Source organism: Leptospira weilii serovar Ranarum str. ICFT, from assembly GCF_000332415.1.
Classification (GTDB): Bacteria; Spirochaetota; Leptospiria; order Leptospirales; family Leptospiraceae; genus Leptospira; species Leptospira weilii_A.
This window is the reverse complement of the sequence record NZ_AOHC02000037.1, coordinates 96331-111885: the sequence shown is the minus strand read 5'-3', so window position 1 is coordinate 111885 and position 15555 is coordinate 96331. Positions and strand designations below refer to the sequence as shown.

Here is a 15555-nt window from a genome sequence, read left to right as displayed (position 1 = left end):
GAATAATTCTTGCCGAAACCTTTTTGTCCCGGTAAATTAGATTGCCCATCGTAAATTTTTCAAACTAAGTAAGTTATGCTACATAAATCGATAAAAATTCTTTTAACATTCCTCCTATTTCTTTTCCTTTTTCAATGTGATAAAAATGATTCAAATAACGATTTATTAGTGGGACTTGGTTTAGGAAGTCCTGTGATCACCGTAGTGGATCCTCCCGCCGGGTCCCCTCCTCAAACAGACGAAGTTTCTTATACGGGGACTCAGATCACGATCAAAGGAAGGAATTTCACACCGAATGGAACGGAAACGATCGTGAAATTTAACGGACTTTCCGGTACGATATTTTCCGTAACGACGACCGAAATCATCACGACGATTCCGACGGGGACGACTGCTGGATTTTTAACCGTGTCTAAGGCGGACGGAGTTTGTGACACCGTCTACGGAACCGACGGCTATAACTGTTCCGCCAGAAGATTTTATGTGGATTGTTATAAGGCTTACGGTAATATTTACGGAGACGAAACGGCCATTAACTATCCCGATTCGCAGACGATCCGATTTACGGAAGATTATTCCACAAAAGCGTTTCGTTCCAATTTGAGAGAGGCGGGAGGAACGATTCTTACTTTCGAATGTGATAACTTGATCAGCGTGAAATATTTTTCGACGAATTGTACTGCTTCAACTCTGGGAACGTTTACGGCTCCCGTTTTCAATCCGACCATCAATTTTACGGATAATTACGCGGTTCAGTATTTTATCACGACTGCAAAAGGAAGTTGTAAGATCGGTTTTCAATGAGTGAACCTTTCAGAGTGTGGGAGCTCCCACATTTTACGGAACTTATGGTCGAACGTTAGGAATCTTAGTATCCGATCAAATTCTCATTAAAAAATGTTTGGTTTTTTTTCATAAATCTGTTAGAGTTCGATTAGGAGTTGTATCATGAAGGTAGTTTCCTCCGTTCAGCTAGGGCTTCCGGAAAAAGGAGTCAAGGATACAAGAAAAATCCCTAAAGAAGAAGGGATGGTTCGCGTCGAGCCTTATGAAAATAAGCAGGCTAACGTTTCAGACAAGAGAGCCTTTGCGGTTGAGGCCGGTCAAAACGGGGATTTCTACAAGGTTAAGGGTACTTTTATCGATAAAGTAGGCTGAACCGGGAGGAAATGGTTCGGAACTTTAGAGAATAAAAAAGCCTCTCAAAGAGAGGCTTTTTTTATGTACGAAAGTATTTTCACAATTCAAAATGTGTGAGTTCCCACATTTTCTGAGTTCGAGTTTTTTGGTCAGTCTTTGTAACTAATCTCTAAAACGTTTCCGGATGGATCTAAGAAATGTAAAAATTCGCCGGTATTGTTGGTCTCAGGTCCGCGAACGATCGATATTTTGTTTTCTTCCAATTCCGCAATCGCTTCGGTAAAATCATCCACATCCAGAACAAAACTGAGAACTGGAATTTTGTTCTCTCCTAGGGAGTTTTTGAAGCCGGAAATTTTCTGAAGTTTGATGTTGATCGTATCCAATCCCATCACCACGTATTCGCCGGATTTTTCATCTACCGATTCAAAATCGAATATATCAGAATAAAACTTCGCAGAGACTTCCGGATTCTCCGCAGGTATTAAGAAATAGTCGATTCCTTCAACGATAATCATGGATCCATTCCTGTTTAACTTTTTCGTCATTGTGAAAGGAAAACCTGGATTGTCTATTTAAAAACTAAAACCGGTTTCGAATGTGATAGAATTTCAAAAAAACGCGTTTTTGTAGTCCTTTTCGGAAATCTCAAAAAAGTGAGAGAGTCTTGGATTGTGTTTTCCGATCTTCCAGAGATACGCATCCAAAACATAATGAGTAAACTGAGGAAGAAAAAGTAAGGAAATCAAAAGTGCCGAAGCGAATTCGGGAAGTTCGAAGGAATAGAAACTTGAGTTTTTAAAAATGGAAGAATGATCTTTCCAAATGAAACTGTCCCAGGTCCATTCTTCCGCAAAAGCAAACAAGAATAGAACACATAAAAAGCAGAGAAGAATTTTTATCCAAGATCCGGTTTGAAACGTTTTTACTTTGATTTCCGAAACGTTTTGAACCGTGTAATAAAAAAGTAAAAAGATATAGGGAACACCGTGATTGATTACGTTCGTAATCGTAAAAGAAAAATCGGAATTGAAGTAAACGATTCCAAAATACCAAACGACCCAAGTATTCAGTACGAGTAAAATTTTTCCCAAAGGTAAGGAACGATATTTTACGAAATAATATACATGAGCGAGAATATAAAGACAAAGCCAAATTTTTTGAAACCAAAGTAATACGTTTGCCAAAGCAGGAAGCGGGTACGTCCAAAAATCCCCGTCCATAAACCAAGAAAATTCTCTCTTTTGATCGGTAAGATGCCAGTATACGATCGGAACACCGCCCATCAAATAGATCGTAATTTTATCGAGCCAGAAAGGAATTTGAACCGAAGTAGTTTTTCTTCGATAAAGAGCCAAAAATCCGAACTGTTGTCGAATGAAATGAAACACGGCGACGTAAGCCATGATTCTCCAAAACCAAATCGTTCCGAAAGAATACAAAAAAACGGAAAACAAAAAACAAACGATCGGCGCCGTAATCAAAAGATTTTTTTTCCCTTTCCATTCTTCCACATTGAAATAAGATCGAAAGAGAGTCGAGTATACGTGGGCCACATCGATTAACAAAACCGTGCAGAACCAAGTCCAAGGACCGATTTCAAAAGGAATAATATTCCATTCTCTTAATATAAATAAGGATAATACGGAAACGATCCCGGGAAGAATGATGAAAGTCAGATCAAGGGAGGGTTTAAAGATCCAACCTTTGGAACTCATATTTTTTGTTCTCCGAGAACTTTATTGGCCGCGTTGTATCCTCGTATCAAGGCTTCTTCGAAAATCGAAATTCCGCTGAGATCCGAGTGAGCAAAATGGAGATTCGGATAGGAGATGGAAAGTTTTTCCCTTTGTCCTCCCCAGAGTAGTCCGGGAACGGGGCGAATCATTGCGTGTGCGTAGGTCATCACGTCGAGGGTTCGGACTCTCTTTTCGATGTCCGGATGAGCTTTTTTTAAATCGGACAAAATCGATTCCTTCCAATCGGACCAAGAAGTTCTCATCATTTTTTTGCGTGTGGAAACCGTATCTTTTTCACCGAAGGTTTGGTAATACGTGAGAACGGACTCTTCCCTGCCCGCGCGCAGATCCTGGTGTGTGGATACGATATAACCCAAAGACGGACTTTGATAAATCACGTTGTCCCAACAAGGAGGAATTCCTTTTCCTGTCGGGATTTTATCCACACTCAAGTTGGCGACGAGCCAAGGAGAATAAATCAGTCCGTCCGTGACGTTCGACTTCTCACCGAGAATGTACTTTCGAGTGAAAGACGGAAGAGCGTAAACGATCGAATCGCAGAGAATGTTTTTTTGTTCCTTTACGGATGGGTTATAAATCCGAACTTCGAATCGACCTTTCTTTGAATCGGACGGTTTTACTTTTTCTACGAGTGTCGCGGTTTGAATTTTGGATCGGATCGGAGATCTTAATTTTTCCGCTAAAAAACCGTTTCCTTCCGGCCAGGTGAGAAGGGTTAAGTCCTCTCCGTTTTTATCCACGGGACGAGAACAAAAATAATGCAGGCCGATCCATGCGGAGACGGTGTTTAAGGAGCCGCCGAAATCGTCTCTAACGGAATAATCCAAAAACCAAAATAATTCTTTGGTTTTGAACCCCTGTTCTTTGATATATTCAAAAAAATTAATTTGATCCAGTTTTAAAATCTCCGGATCTCTGGAGGATAAATCGACCGGAATCGAAAACGCTTTTTTACCGTCTCTTCCGATTTTGGATCTCCAATTCAGAACGAGTTTTTTAAATTTTTGTTCTTCGTTTGCGGCCGTTGACCCGGGTGTTCCTGCGGGATATAAACCTTCGTTCCATCTTCCTTGATAAAAAATTCTTTCTTCGGGATCAAAACAAAGAAATCTTTCGTCGTAAACGGGCTTTCCATTTTTATCCTTACCCACGATGATTTTGTTTTCTTCTAAAAACTTACGAACGAGGATCGCTTCTTCTCCGGGTTGTGGTAAATAATGCGCGCCCCAAGGATAAGAACCGATTGAATTTTTTCCCGATCTCGAATTTCCACCGGAGTCATTTTCCAATTCGAGAATTTTAAACTCATCAAATCCTGATTTTTGAAGATAATAACCCGCGCTGAGTCCGGAGATTCCTCCGCCTAAGATCAACACTTTTACCGTTTCGGAAATCGAAAGATTTACGTTAGACGTTACGTTCGATTCGATATCTTTTCGAATTCTATGTCCGACTTCCGGGTCGGGACCGAGAATGTTTCCGGAAATTTTTTGTCTGAATTTTAAAAACCAAATTCCACTCACGAGCGCCGAAAAACAAAAACCTAAAATTGCAAGAAAGGATTTTCGGGAAATGATTTCTGGATTGTCGTTCATACTTGTTGGGAAGATTGAAGGGAATCTCCAATCCTGCAAGGAAAAATGGAGTAAAAGAATTGCGTTTGAAGTCGCAAAGATTCTTTTGCAAGGAATGGCTCTTTTTCTGGATTTTGATAATACTCTTTTGGATTCGATCGGAATCTACGAAACGACGATTCGACAACTTTGTAAAAATGCGAAAGAATACGGATTTTCATCAACGAAAGAATTTTCAGAATTCTACGAGGCCGCGAGAAAGGAAACAAAGTCGCAATTACGAGATTCTCCTTCCAATCGTCTTCGTTTAATCTATTTCAAAAAAATGTGTTTGTCTAAATGGGGAACTCTGGACCCTAAGTGGATTTTAAAATTAGAAAACGATTACTTTCGATCCTTTCAAGAAGGGATTCAAGTTCGTAAAAAAAAATACGAAAAAGAATATAACGAAGTTTTTGCGCTTTTGAAAACAATTTCAGAAAAACATAAACTTCTTTTTTGCACGAATGAAAATCTGAGAACTCAGTTGATTAAACTGAATCTCTTGTTTCCTAAAAAATTTCCGTATTCGATTTTAAGTTCGGAAGAAGTTGGAAAGGAAAAACCTTCGGAAGAATTCTTTTTTATGGCTAAGGAACTCGTAAACGGCGAGGCGGCGGTTGCGATGGTAGGAGATTCTCTAAAAGACGACGTGGAAGGCGCGCTTCGTTACGGAATTCCTGCGATCCATATCACGTCTATTTTTTCAAAAAAACAAAACGATCCGGAAAAACGAAAAATCACGTTTGAAGTCGGTTCCAACGAACAAGAATATTCTTATTTGGAAACGAACGATCTTAGAAAGACATTGAAATTATTTCTTTAAAACGGCGAATAACGTGTTATTCAAGTTTATAGTTTTAAAACTGAATAACCAAAAGATTTTAGTCGCATAATAATAAACTTTTTTAAAAAGAGAACCGAAACTTCCGCCTTGACTCCCTGAAACGAAAGCGATCGGTTTGAGAATCGTAAACTTGCAACCCGCAAACCCGGTTTGTTTTGCGAGCATTTTCATCGTTTTTTCAGTATAGTCGTTGATATGATCCTTTGCTTCGAGATAGTGACCGTCGGGTCTCATACCTTTCAACATCACTTTTAATTTCGCTTTAAAAAGTTGGATCGGAAAATTGGGCGTTTGTAAAAAAAGAATTCCGCCCGGTTTTAAAAGAGAATGCAAATATTCTAATAAACTATGAGGTTTCGGAATGTGTTCGATCACGTCCCAGAGAGTGATGATGTCCAGGGAGCCTTTTGCGATCCCCGAGTTTTGAACGATTCCCGGGAAAACGTTTTTCAATCCGTTTTTATCTTTGGCAAATTGAACCGCCTTTTCGGATATTTCGTAACCCGTAGCGTCCCAACCCGATTTTTGGTCCGTAATTCGTTTAACAAAAAAACCGAGCCCGCAACCCACATCTAAGATTTTGCCGGAAGGCGCGGTTAAAAATTCATCGATAAAGTCCTGATAGATTTCTCTGTGAGCGTGATCCCACCATCCGAGATCATAGGAAGAGTCGTCGTCCCAATAACCTTCGTAGTGTTCATCTTGTTCGTACGTGGAAAAAACGTGACCGCAGTTTGAACAACGGACGATATCGATTCCATTCTCCACAAAAACCGTGGAATTTTGAGAGCTTGAGCAGAGATAACAGGTTCGGTTCAAAAAAACCCCCGGACGAATCGTCGCATTTTCAACATCTTTGTTTGAAGTCGAAAAAGCCAGAAAAAAGTACGCGGCTTTTTCTTGTTTTTGAATTTCCTCGGGTAACAGTCTAAGAAAATATAGAACTCAATTCATCTCAGGAGTTTCCGTGGCAGCGCTTAAATTTACCAAAATGGAAGGAATCGGTAACGACTACGTTTACATCGATTCAACTCAGACCGATATCCGTCTGACTCCGGAACAGATTCAAAAAATATCCGATCGCAATTTCGGAATCGGAAGCGACGGGGTTATATTTATCCGCGGTTCAAAACAAGGCGACTTTATGATGGATATGTACAACTCGGACGGAAGTTCTTCCGAGATGTGCGGGAACGGAATCCGCTGCGTTGCCAAGTACATCTACGATCACGGTTTGACGAATTCTAAAAATCCGAAAATTGAAACCGGCGCCGGAGTCCTCGAAGTGGATCTGAAAATCGGATCGGGCAATAAAGTGGATCTCGTCAGCGTGGATATGGGAAAACCCATTCTTGTTCCGTCTCAGATTCCAGTCATTTGGAAGAATGAAGAAACCATCGTTGATCAAACGCTTGAGATTGGGGACAAAGATTTAAAATTCACCGCGGTCAGTATGGGAAATCCACATTGTGTGATCTTTGTCGAAGATTCCGATCAATTTCCCGTAAGAGGAATCGGACCTTTGATCGAACGCCATTTTATCTTTCCGAAACGAGTGAACGTTGAGTTTGTGACCGTTCGCGGAAAGGATCATCTGTATCAAAGAACCTGGGAAAGAGGAGCCGGAGAAACCCTTGCCTGCGGAACCGGAGCCTGTGCGGTTATGGTTGCCGGAAGTTTAACGGGAAGATCCGGAAAGGATGTTCAGATTGATTTAAGGGGTGGAACTCTTAGGATTCAATGGCAGGAATCGGGAAACGTTTTGATGACCGGACCGGCTCGTGAAATTTTTTCGGGAGAAATCGAAGTTTAGAAAATTCTAAACTTCGAATATAATTTAAACAACTTCCGTTTTTTGTAAACTTTCCATTCTCACTCGAACCTCGTCTGAAAGTCTTTTGAGATTGTCTTCCAATTTTCCTTCGAGATAAGGTCTATGATCGATTTTAGGTCCGTAAAGAACGCGGACTTTTTTGTAAATGGATCTTCGTTTGATATCACAGACTTCTTTCGGCATTCCCATAAAAGAACGAACTAAGGAAGGAATCGGAATATCGGAGTAACTTTCTTCGATCGGAACGATTACCGAAGGAAGAATATCGACTTTGTTTCGAATCGAGAACGCCGCAAAACCTTCGTGAAATCGTACCATCGGCGCGGAGAAGTCGTTTTGAACCATGTAATCGTGGCCTTCCGGAAAGATTCCCAAAACACCTTCTCTCTTAAAAACCTGCTGCACCATTTTGATACTTGCCATGGAAATTTTTCCGTCGATCGCCATCGGAATTCCTCCGGCCAACTTGGCTAAGTCTTTGAAGATCGGAATTCGAAACGTATAATCCGCGGCAATCCAGGAAATATATCGAGGAAAAGTATAGGAAAGAATAAACGGATCCATATCGGATCTGTGATTACTAACAAGGATTAACTTACCTTCTCGGGTGATGTGTTCCGTGCCATAAGCGTTGATGTTAACGGCAAAACCCAAAAAAGGGGCCACAAACTGCTTCAGTCTGAGATATGTTTGAGCTTCCTTTTCCATGATTTACTCCCTCGAATCGTTGCGATGAGGGCGGTTATTTTACTCACCCGTAAAAATAGACCACCATTTCTTTTTTTCCTCCGGAGAATTTGCATTTCTTGAATCGGAGGAGTCGTGAGATCTATCTCTTTCGAAGTCCTGAGGGCGAGAAGGGTCCCTTCTTTTTCTAACATTCTGCGGTACGGAACGTCTTAATTCTTCCAATTCTTTTTGTGCGGAAGCGTTGGACTTAATATAATTTCTTATATCGGCCCATTCGGGGTCTTGTTCATTTCCGTAAATTGCATAATTCATCAGATCAATCGAATCAAACTCAGGCATAGAGCTTCTTTCCAGGTTTATTTATATGAATGGGTAAAATTCCCACAATCTCATATAGTCTTCTTAGGGGAGCGATGTTGCAAGAGTTTTCATATCATAGGTTCTAAAAAATGCGCTGAAACAATATAAACCAACGGGCAAAAAAATAATTTGGAGTTAAGTCTTCTTTTTTATTGGGATTTCCTGAAGATCGCCGATCTCAACTCCGAAAATACTATTCATGGAGAAGATAGAAAGCGAATCCTTAAGACGACATAATTCAAAAATTGCGGAAGTCAAACAAAGCACCGATTTCAAAAACGCCGAAGGAGGTAGGATTTTAGAATTTCCGAAAAAAAGCATCTGGAATGCTGAAAAGATACGAAAACTTTGTGAAAAGTTGTTCTTTCATTGAACGCTTATCGGAAGTGTCATCGAAAAGATTTGTCTTTTTTTTAAAATCAGAAGAAATGCCTTCTTATTTTTAAATAGTTAGGTATGATTTTTAAAAAGACAATAGCCTTTTGGCCTACTGGAAAGTGAAAAATGGAAATTTTAAAAGAAGAAGACTATTCCGTCGAAACTGAAAAGAACCGCGGAAGGATAAAAATTTCCGGAACTCTTCGTTTGCTCAATGTGGAAGAATACGATCCGATTATCTCCGCTATCGAAACCATGTTGGATCATTCAGGGCGTGGGAAAGTGGTCATTGATATTAAGAATTTGGATTTTTTAAATAGCGCCGGAATTGCTAGTCTTTCCAGATTTGTCGCCGTTTATGATAAGAAAAACATTCGCAATATAGAAATCAAAGGTAATAAAAATAGGTACTGGCAGATTAAATTTTTGGAGAATATCAAAAAACTCAGGTCGGAAATTAAAACAAGTCTCGAGTAAAAAAATCAAACGTTTAAGGTTTTGAATTTCGTTTTTACAACTTCGTTTAAATCCAAATACGCTCTCACGATCACTTCATAAATTCCGAACGAATTTTCGTTGATTGAAAATCCCAACCGAACCGGAAAATCTTTTGAAAGAAGCATAAGACCGAGTCCGGAGTTCGTCTCGTTTCCGTCTCCGTTTTTGAGTTTATCGATATAAATTTTGTCCAAGTTTCGATCAATGAGAGTTGAGATGGAATTTTCCAATTTATTTTTGCAAGTCTCGTCCGTTAAGTTTTTAATTTCAATTTTAAGTAGCTCGGAATAGTATTTAAGATCTAAAAGAATTTCTCCCTTTCTATCTTTGGAAAATTTCGCAGCGTTTTCTATCAGTTCGTTTAATACGATTGAAAGTGTATTGGAAGAATCCGAATCCAGTTTTTCCTGATAAGAGCAATAGTTGGAAACGAAATCCGCAGTGAGCGAACATCGCCTCCATTGAACGCGAAGATCCATAGGCCGCAATTTTAACGTAAATTCGCTTTCACAGGGAAGTGAGTCGGGTATCAGATTGTAATGGCCGTATTGGACGGGATAATTCATAACATTTTTTGAATCTTCAAAATTCGACGATTCGTATTGCAAAAATAGAAACTCGAATCCGCATAAAGGAAAGTAAAAAACCGACTTCGAATGAAAGTCGAATTAAAAAAGTTTTCTTAATTTACCAAGGTATTCGTTTCGATTTGGGGCCGTTTCGGAAGGAGCCCAGGGCGCAAAATCCTTGTCCGTACTAGGCTCGTAGGGTCCTGACTTCCCTTCAAAACAAATCGCATTTTCGGAAAGGCAAATAAGAGTATGATAAACTCCGGGAGCGATATCAATTCCGTACACTGGACCTTCTGAGCTTAGGTAATGTGTCTCTTGAACCGAACCGTCTTCCTGAAAAAGGATAAATCCTAAATTTCCCTTGAGGACCAAAAACGTTTCCGGTTTGGGAGGAGATTTATGTCTATGCGCTTGTACGTATGTATCTTGAGTGAGAACGTTCAGAAATCTTTGGTAAACTTCCGAAAGTTCGTGAAAGTTATGGTTGGCTCTTTTACGAGGGGAGGAATTCGCCTTTTGCAATACTTCCGAAAAAAGAGAATCTGTAATGAGTTGTTTATACGGTCTGGAGGAGTTCGAGTCTGGATTCACAGTACTCAATAAGATATGACTTGCAGGCAGTGCAAGTATTTCCCGCGTTTACCCTTTCTATAATTTCTTGGTAGCCCACACCTTCACATTTTGCTGTTTCTACAATGGTCTCGAAGGCTACTTGTGCGCAGTGGCATTTATCCATTTTTGAACCTAACTTTTTTTACCTGCATTCCAATACAATGGAAATGAGACTCAGTCTTAGTGTCAAATCGTACATTGACTTTTTAAGAATTTTTTCGGAAAACCAAAGAATTTTGCCATTTAGGAAGAGACATAATTTTAAAAATTCAAAAGGGAATTTCTGTTTTTAGAAATTCTTTAAGTGAAAACAAATCTAGAGAATCTGTTCCAAACCTAAAATCAGCGTAAATCCGTCGGAATTACGACAACCCTCCGTGTAAAGATCGGCCCGGCAAAGCGACCCCTAGGGAAAGCTCTGCGTTGAGTTTTTCAACACGACTCGTAGGAAGCGTTGTGTTGAGTTTCTCCCTTGATTTTGGGTGGAAGTGAATTGCTTCCTGCCGAATGATCCCTAGAAAATGAGGCCCTATTTCAAGAAATCGTTCTCAGAAGTAAGTGAAACGCTCTCTAAGGATCGCGTTTCAGGGAGCTTCCGTCGCGAAATAGGTGGTGAGAAGACTCGGGAGGCTTTTCTTTATCAGAAAATTATACTTTTTGCAAGTAAAAAGCTTCATTTCTGTCGGAACACTTACATTTTATTGTATGGAAAATCCTAACCACTTGTCACTTGAAACGTCGGCGTTTCAAGTTTTAGGCGTTAGCGGTTAGGAATTTTATAACGGTGTGCGAATTTTACGCTGAGTTTAGGGAACGAGATTCACGGTCTTTTTCTATTTTTTAAAAAACCAAAAAAGAATCTCTAAATACAATAAAAAGACTATATGAAAATTACAAAAGCTTCATAACAATAATCTAATAAATCTTCGGCCTTGAATTGCGAGAATAGAATATGAATTCCTTTTTAGCCGGCGGGTAGATCTTTGACAAAGATAAATTAACGAGATAATCAGAGCTTGTCCCAAAACCTGAAATGTGGGAACTACTACGTTTTTAAACGACGAGAAAATCATCTAAAAGCCTAAAAACCGTAAAAGAGACGGTTTCTGTGGGAACTCCTGCAAATTTCCTTGTAGGTTTTGGGACAAGCTCTAAATAAAAGGAAGAGCGCTCAAAAAGAAAACCGAGAAAATCGAAACGCAGAGTTTTCGAAAATGAATTCGAGTTCTACCTAATAATACGAGACAGACATCAAAATGGCGGTTACTAAAATAAATATAATTTATAATATACTAAAGTAATAATAAAAAACGTAGCAGAGGGATCTGGGATATACCTTAGTAACAATCGATTGCAAAAAAGCCGAAGGTCCTCTTTAAAGCAAAACATCTGACAAAAGCTTTTCTTCTTTTTAAATTTCACCTTTCTGGTTCGAAATTAAATTTTCAGAATCATTTTGCTGAAAGTATTGGAAAGTTTTATCTCATCGGCTCGAATTGGTTCTTAAATGGAAATCATATCGGTCCTAAAAGGATTTTTTAGAAAAAATTCAAAAATCTACACCCTATTATTCGGTTTTTACGGAAGTCTGTTTTTAATTCTTTTCTTAAATGAGGAATTCGGATTCCCTCTTATCACTTCAAAGAATTTAGTATTAAGGTCTATTAGTATATGTCTAATATATGGATTTCTAATATTCTTATTTTATTTTCATCTTCCTAAAAGAAGAAAAATTAAATTTCATGGCGCAAAAATAATCGGTTTTCTTTTCGTGTTTTGGATAAGTTTAATCGTTTTACATCTATCGAATTTTCCCTATGAAAGATTTTTATCCCACTTTCCTAGAGAATGGATTTTTTGGGTTTGGAAAGTTATCAAACAATTCACCCATACGCTTCCACTGTTAGCCTTTCCATTGTTATACGATTTATATAGGTACAAAACGAATCCGGTTCCCTTTGAAAAAAAGAAAACTCCCTCTTATTATCCGATATTAATTCTCGCATTGATAATCGCGGCAATCGGTTCTTTTGTCCCCGGTTTTAAAGAATTTTACCCGAGAGCTCCAATTACGAACGAACGACTTTTGTATCATGCGACTTGGTTTACCACTCTCGTTTTTGAAATCGTATATCTTTACACTTTTTATTTTACGGAATTCTTTTTTAGAAAGTTTCTTATTCGATATTTGAAAGTTGTGGGCCGTTATCACGCGGTAGGAATGGCCGCTTTAATTTACGGCATGGTTCACTTTCAAAAACCTAGAGGGGAAATTCTAAGTTCGTTTTTCGGAGGATTATTGATGGGAGCTTTGAGCCTTAGAACTCATTCGATTCGAGGCGGGCTTTATGCACATATCATACTCGCAGGTGGTATGGAGTTTTTTGCGGGAATTTATGTTTGGGATAAATTATTTTGATCAAATTGAACAAATTTATAATTTATGCATGGATTAATCGAATACGAACCGAAATTTGAAATAATAAATTAGAGTTGTTGAAAAATTAATTCTCCATTTGTTTCTGTTTCATTGAAATGGATGATTGAAGCAGTTTTGTTAATCGCGACTGTTGAATTTTTCAACAACTCTATTATAAAAATTTATTTTTAAATTTTTAAAGCGACACCTTAAAATCGTTTCGGTCGATTTTTTAAAAGGAAGTTAAAAATCCGCGTTCTGCAATAAACCTTTGCAGAAATTTTTCAAATCGGAAAAAACTAAATTAACGTGAGTTCGGTATAACCCAATGCGAAAGCTTTAACTCGCTCCCTACCATAGCGTTGCCCACAAATATTTGGATCTCAAGATAAATCTGTCGGAATTACGATAATCCTCCGTGAAACGTTCGAGAGGCTTTTCTCTATCAGAAAATCATACTTTTTGCAAGTAAAAAGTATGATTCTTGTCGGAACGTACTAGTGGATAGATTTCTAACCACTAAATCCTAGTAAATAGATTTTAGGAATTTTACAGAAGAGGGAGATTATACATTGTTAAAGTCTGATCGCTCTATTAGAAAAATATAACTGAACTCTGAAATCTATTCACTGACTCCTATCACATCTGCGTTTTTGATCCTTCTGATTCCAAAAACCTTCTTAACTTGTGGGTAACGTATAAGTCAATACAGTCCCCGCATTTAAAGTGAAAATTCAAAAACACCACAAGAAACGAAATCATTTCTGAAATCCCCAAATTTAGCGAAAACCAAGAGTTGATGAACGATATAACTCTTGCAGCAATCCGAAGAATCCGTTAAACCTGCATTAACCAATCCCTATGAGAGATAAAATCTCCGAATCCACACAAAAGATATTTGATACTGTCTGGGAAAGAATCGCTCCTTTTCACGAAATGATCTTATCTCGTCCCGGCGTTCTTTCCTATTCCGGCGGAAAAGATTCTTCCCTTTTAATTCATTTTTACTTTTGGCTTTGGATCGAAAAAAAAATTCCGGCTCCTTGTATCTATCATCTCGATCATTCGATTCGATTCAACTTGGAACAGGAAAAAAAAATTCTCGATTATGCGGAAAGTACATTTCCGTTTCCGAAATTATTCAAAAAAAAAAATATTCCTCTTTTATCTCGAAAGTTAGGAAGAACACTCGAAGAAACCGGAAGGATTTTTCGATATAAGGACCTGGAGAAAATTTCGACTCGGTACGAAGGTTATATCGTTACCGGGCATCATTCGGAAGATTATCTTGAAACCGTTCTTCTCAATTTGATTCGGGGCGGCGGTTGGAATTCCTTACGTACCTTAGGCTGGTATGAAAAAAATCGGTTTAGACCTCTTTTCGCTTTTCAGAAAAACGAAATCAAAACGATTTTGCAATCCGAGTTTTGGCCGGTTTTCGAAGACGAATCCAATCGAAGTAACGAATATCTTAGAAATCGAATTCGAAATTATATTACACCTTTATTGTTAAGGGAGGGAGCCGATCCGGATCGAATTTATAAAAACTTTCATCGGATGGAAAAACCCTCTTCTAAAATTATTTCTAAAGACGTTTTGCCGCGCGAGATTCCCTCTTTTTTGAAAATCGACGTCTGGGTTTTGAACGATCTCTCTCAAAGGGAAAGAAAATTCCTGATAGACCGTTATCTGCGATCCTTAGGTCTACATCCGATCACTCGAAACTTTTTTCAGGATCTCACGAATTGTTTGGAAAGGAAAAATTCTTTTAGCCTTGAAAATAAAGAAGTGTGGTTTTGGAAATCGACTTCTTCCGATCTTTATCTGATTCCTAAAAATTCTTCTTGCCTGAAAAAATTCAGATTCGAACCGAAAGAGATGATTCTCAAATGGAACAGAAATCAAAAAAAAATTCCTTCCGGTTTGATTCCGGGTTTATGCTCTCCGGGCGCTAAAATTCGCAAAAACGGGATGAGTATAGAAATTTCCGAAATCTTTCGGCAAAAAGAGATTCCGGTTCCGGTTAGAAAAATGCTACCCATACTTTACGGGGAAGGGAAAGTTGATGTGATTTGTCTGAGTCTTTGGGATCCGAGGATAGGGGACATTTTAGCTGATGGAAGTTGAAAATTTTACCTGACTTTCAGGAGCCCGGAGTATGAACGAGGATCCTCAAAAAAAGGACGAACCATTCTTCAAGGACGTCGAGTTCAAAGCGTCTTACGGAGATGCAAACCAGATCCCTTCTCAAGGGATGCCTCAAATTGCATTTGCAGGTCGTTCCAACGCCGGCAAATCGTCTCTACTCAACGCGATCCTCGAAAGAAAATCCCTCGCAAAAGTTTCTTCAACCCCCGGAAAAACGAAACTACTCAATTTCTTTTTTGTAAATCGTTCGATCTATCTGGTGGATTTACCCGGTTTCGGTTATTCCGCAAACTCCCATAAAGACCACGAAGCGATGATGGGTCTCCTCATGGATTACTTAAACCTTGCAAAAGATTTAAAATGTCTCTTCTTGGTCTGCGATTCTCAGAGAGAACTTCCGGAAGAAGAACTGGAATTGATAGGAACCTGTTTTGAAAGAAATATAAAACCGGTTTTGGTAAGAACAAAAATCGACAAACTCAATCAAAGCGATCTTTCCAAACTGAGAAAAAAAATGAAAAATATTCACGAGTTGTACCCTATGTTGGAAACCGTACTGGTATCCAATAAATCGGGAAAGGGTCTGCCGGAGCTCAGAAAAATCGTGGACTCGTTAATCAACACGGTAGGAACTCCGATGAAAAATAAGGATACGGAAAAAATCGAAGAAATTTCTTGAGAAGA

16 protein-coding genes and 1 pseudogene are annotated in these 15555 nt (G+C 38.8%); 9 read left to right on the top strand and 8 right to left on the bottom strand.

Annotated elements, in window-relative coordinates:
- The first annotated feature begins 75 nt into the window (after window positions 1-75).
- Window positions 76-804 carry an LIC10067 family putative lipoprotein gene (locus LEP1GSC060_RS11475; RefSeq protein WP_036096233.1) on the top strand — a complete coding sequence of 243 codons (729 nt, stop codon included), beginning with the start codon at window positions 76-78 and terminating at the stop codon, window positions 802-804.
- Between the two features lie 144 nt (window positions 805-948).
- Window positions 949-1158, top strand: a complete 210-nt coding sequence (locus LEP1GSC060_RS11470; protein WP_003004233.1) for a hypothetical protein — start codon at window positions 949-951, stop codon at window positions 1156-1158.
- Window positions 1159-1289: 131 nt separating this feature from the next.
- On the opposite strand, the gene LEP1GSC060_RS11465 is transcribed toward LEP1GSC060_RS11470, so the two are convergent.
- The 3 genes from LEP1GSC060_RS11465 to LEP1GSC060_RS11455 form a co-directional block, all read right to left on the bottom strand.
- Entirely contained in the window at window positions 1290-1658 is a 369-nt protein-coding gene (locus LEP1GSC060_RS11465) for a VOC family protein (RefSeq protein ID WP_003004518.1), read from the bottom strand.
- A 93-nt stretch (window positions 1659-1751) separates the two neighbouring features.
- Window positions 1752-2858, bottom strand: a complete 1107-nt coding sequence (locus LEP1GSC060_RS11460; protein ID WP_003004729.1) for a hypothetical protein — start codon at window positions 2856-2858, stop codon at window positions 1752-1754.
- Window positions 2855-4495, bottom strand: a complete 1641-nt coding sequence (locus LEP1GSC060_RS11455; protein ID WP_003004382.1) for an NAD(P)-binding protein — start codon at window positions 4493-4495, stop codon at window positions 2855-2857. Before LEP1GSC060_RS11455 ends, LEP1GSC060_RS11460 begins: the two co-directional genes overlap by 4 nt.
- 94 nt (window positions 4496-4589) lie before the next feature.
- Between LEP1GSC060_RS11455 and LEP1GSC060_RS11450 the strand changes: the two genes are divergently transcribed.
- A complete protein-coding gene (locus tag LEP1GSC060_RS11450; RefSeq protein ID WP_036096305.1) occupies window positions 4590-5339 on the top strand; it encodes an HAD family hydrolase in 750 nt (249 codons plus the stop codon).
- Here the strand turns inward: LEP1GSC060_RS11450 and LEP1GSC060_RS11445 are convergent.
- A complete protein-coding gene (locus tag LEP1GSC060_RS11445; RefSeq protein WP_003004493.1) occupies window positions 5328-6179 on the bottom strand; it encodes a class I SAM-dependent methyltransferase in 852 nt (283 codons plus the stop codon). The two genes, LEP1GSC060_RS11450 and LEP1GSC060_RS11445, sit on opposite strands and share 12 nt — an antisense overlap.
- Window positions 6180-6327: 148 nt before the next feature.
- Between LEP1GSC060_RS11445 and dapF the strand changes: the two genes are divergently transcribed.
- Complete coding sequence (dapF, locus tag LEP1GSC060_RS11440; protein WP_003004928.1) at window positions 6328-7173, top strand: diaminopimelate epimerase; 846 nt, start codon at window positions 6328-6330, stop codon at window positions 7171-7173.
- 24 nt (window positions 7174-7197) lie between these two features.
- Here dapF and LEP1GSC060_RS11435 read toward each other — a convergent pair whose 3' ends face one another.
- Both LEP1GSC060_RS11435 and LEP1GSC060_RS11430 read right to left on the bottom strand, forming a co-directional pair.
- A complete protein-coding gene (locus tag LEP1GSC060_RS11435; protein ID WP_003004263.1) occupies window positions 7198-7902 on the bottom strand; it encodes a lysophospholipid acyltransferase family protein in 705 nt (234 codons plus the stop codon).
- 39 nt (window positions 7903-7941) lie between these two features.
- Window positions 7942-8223 (bottom strand): hypothetical protein, encoded by a 282-nt coding sequence (locus LEP1GSC060_RS11430; protein ID WP_003004498.1) that lies wholly within the window; start codon window positions 8221-8223, stop codon window positions 7942-7944.
- A 220-nt stretch (window positions 8224-8443) separates the two neighbouring features.
- Between LEP1GSC060_RS11430 and LEP1GSC060_RS20350 the strand changes: the two genes are divergently transcribed.
- Complete coding sequence (locus LEP1GSC060_RS20350) at window positions 8444-8617, top strand: hypothetical protein (protein WP_003004356.1); 174 nt, start codon at window positions 8444-8446, stop codon at window positions 8615-8617.
- A 131-nt stretch (window positions 8618-8748) separates the two neighbouring features.
- Complete coding sequence (locus LEP1GSC060_RS11425; protein ID WP_003004462.1) at window positions 8749-9099, top strand: slr1659 superfamily regulator; 351 nt, start codon at window positions 8749-8751, stop codon at window positions 9097-9099.
- 5 nt (window positions 9100-9104) lie between these two features.
- Here LEP1GSC060_RS11425 and LEP1GSC060_RS11420 read toward each other — a convergent pair whose 3' ends face one another.
- Both LEP1GSC060_RS11420 and LEP1GSC060_RS11415 read right to left on the bottom strand, forming a co-directional pair.
- Window positions 9105-9686: a slr1658 superfamily regulator gene (locus LEP1GSC060_RS11420; RefSeq protein ID WP_036096231.1), complete on the bottom strand. Its 582-nt coding sequence runs from the start codon at window positions 9684-9686 to the stop codon at window positions 9105-9107.
- A 102-nt stretch (window positions 9687-9788) separates the two neighbouring features.
- Window positions 9789-10322 (bottom strand): WbuC family cupin fold metalloprotein, encoded by a 534-nt coding sequence (locus LEP1GSC060_RS11415; RefSeq protein WP_196221645.1) that lies wholly within the window; start codon window positions 10320-10322, stop codon window positions 9789-9791.
- Between the two features lie 1489 nt (window positions 10323-11811).
- Between LEP1GSC060_RS11415 and LEP1GSC060_RS11410 the strand changes: the two genes are divergently transcribed.
- From LEP1GSC060_RS11410 to yihA, 3 genes and pseudogenes are all read left to right on the top strand, one after another.
- On the top strand, window positions 11812-12723 hold the full coding sequence (locus LEP1GSC060_RS11410) for a CPBP family glutamic-type intramembrane protease (protein WP_003004352.1): 912 nt from the start codon (window positions 11812-11814) through the stop codon (window positions 12721-12723).
- Window positions 12724-13584: 861 nt separating this feature from the next.
- A pseudogene (gene tilS / locus LEP1GSC060_RS11405) lies at window positions 13585-14885 on the top strand (tRNA lysidine(34) synthetase TilS).
- Entirely contained in the window at window positions 14882-15550 is a 669-nt protein-coding gene (yihA, locus tag LEP1GSC060_RS11400; RefSeq protein WP_003004869.1) for a ribosome biogenesis GTP-binding protein YihA/YsxC, read from the top strand. The pseudogene tilS and the gene yihA overlap by 4 nt, the downstream one beginning before the upstream one ends.
- Window positions 15551-15555: the final 5 nt, after the last annotated feature.

Excerpts from the sequence above, each read along its gene's own strand:
- LEP1GSC060_RS11475 (WP_036096233.1), top strand. The coding sequence starts at position 76 with ATGCTACATAAATCGATAAAAATTCTTTTAACATTCCTCCTATTTCTT.
- LEP1GSC060_RS11470 (WP_003004233.1), top strand. The coding sequence starts at position 949 with ATGAAGGTAGTTTCCTCCGTTCAGCTAGGGCTTCCGGAAAAAGGAGTC.
- LEP1GSC060_RS11465 (WP_003004518.1), bottom strand. The coding sequence starts at position 1,658 with ATGATTATCGTTGAAGGAATCGACTATTTCTTAATACCTGCGGAGAAT.
- LEP1GSC060_RS11460 (WP_003004729.1), bottom strand. The coding sequence starts at position 2,858 with ATGAGTTCCAAAGGTTGGATCTTTAAACCCTCCCTTGATCTGACTTTC.
- LEP1GSC060_RS11455 (WP_003004382.1), bottom strand. The coding sequence starts at position 4,495 with ATGAACGACAATCCAGAAATCATTTCCCGAAAATCCTTTCTTGCAATT.
- LEP1GSC060_RS11450 (WP_036096305.1), top strand. The coding sequence starts at position 4,590 with ATGGCTCTTTTTCTGGATTTTGATAATACTCTTTTGGATTCGATCGGA.
- LEP1GSC060_RS11435 (WP_003004263.1), bottom strand. The coding sequence starts at position 7,902 with ATGGAAAAGGAAGCTCAAACATATCTCAGACTGAAGCAGTTTGTGGCC.
- LEP1GSC060_RS11430 (WP_003004498.1), bottom strand. The coding sequence starts at position 8,223 with ATGCCTGAGTTTGATTCGATTGATCTGATGAATTATGCAATTTACGGA.
- LEP1GSC060_RS20350 (WP_003004356.1), top strand. The coding sequence starts at position 8,444 with ATGGAGAAGATAGAAAGCGAATCCTTAAGACGACATAATTCAAAAATT.
- LEP1GSC060_RS11425 (WP_003004462.1), top strand. The coding sequence starts at position 8,749 with ATGGAAATTTTAAAAGAAGAAGACTATTCCGTCGAAACTGAAAAGAAC.
- LEP1GSC060_RS11420 (WP_036096231.1), bottom strand. The coding sequence starts at position 9,686 with ATGAATTATCCCGTCCAATACGGCCATTACAATCTGATACCCGACTCA.
- LEP1GSC060_RS11410 (WP_003004352.1), top strand. The coding sequence starts at position 11,812 with ATGGAAATCATATCGGTCCTAAAAGGATTTTTTAGAAAAAATTCAAAA.
- yihA (WP_003004869.1), top strand. The coding sequence starts at position 14,882 with ATGAACGAGGATCCTCAAAAAAAGGACGAACCATTCTTCAAGGACGTC.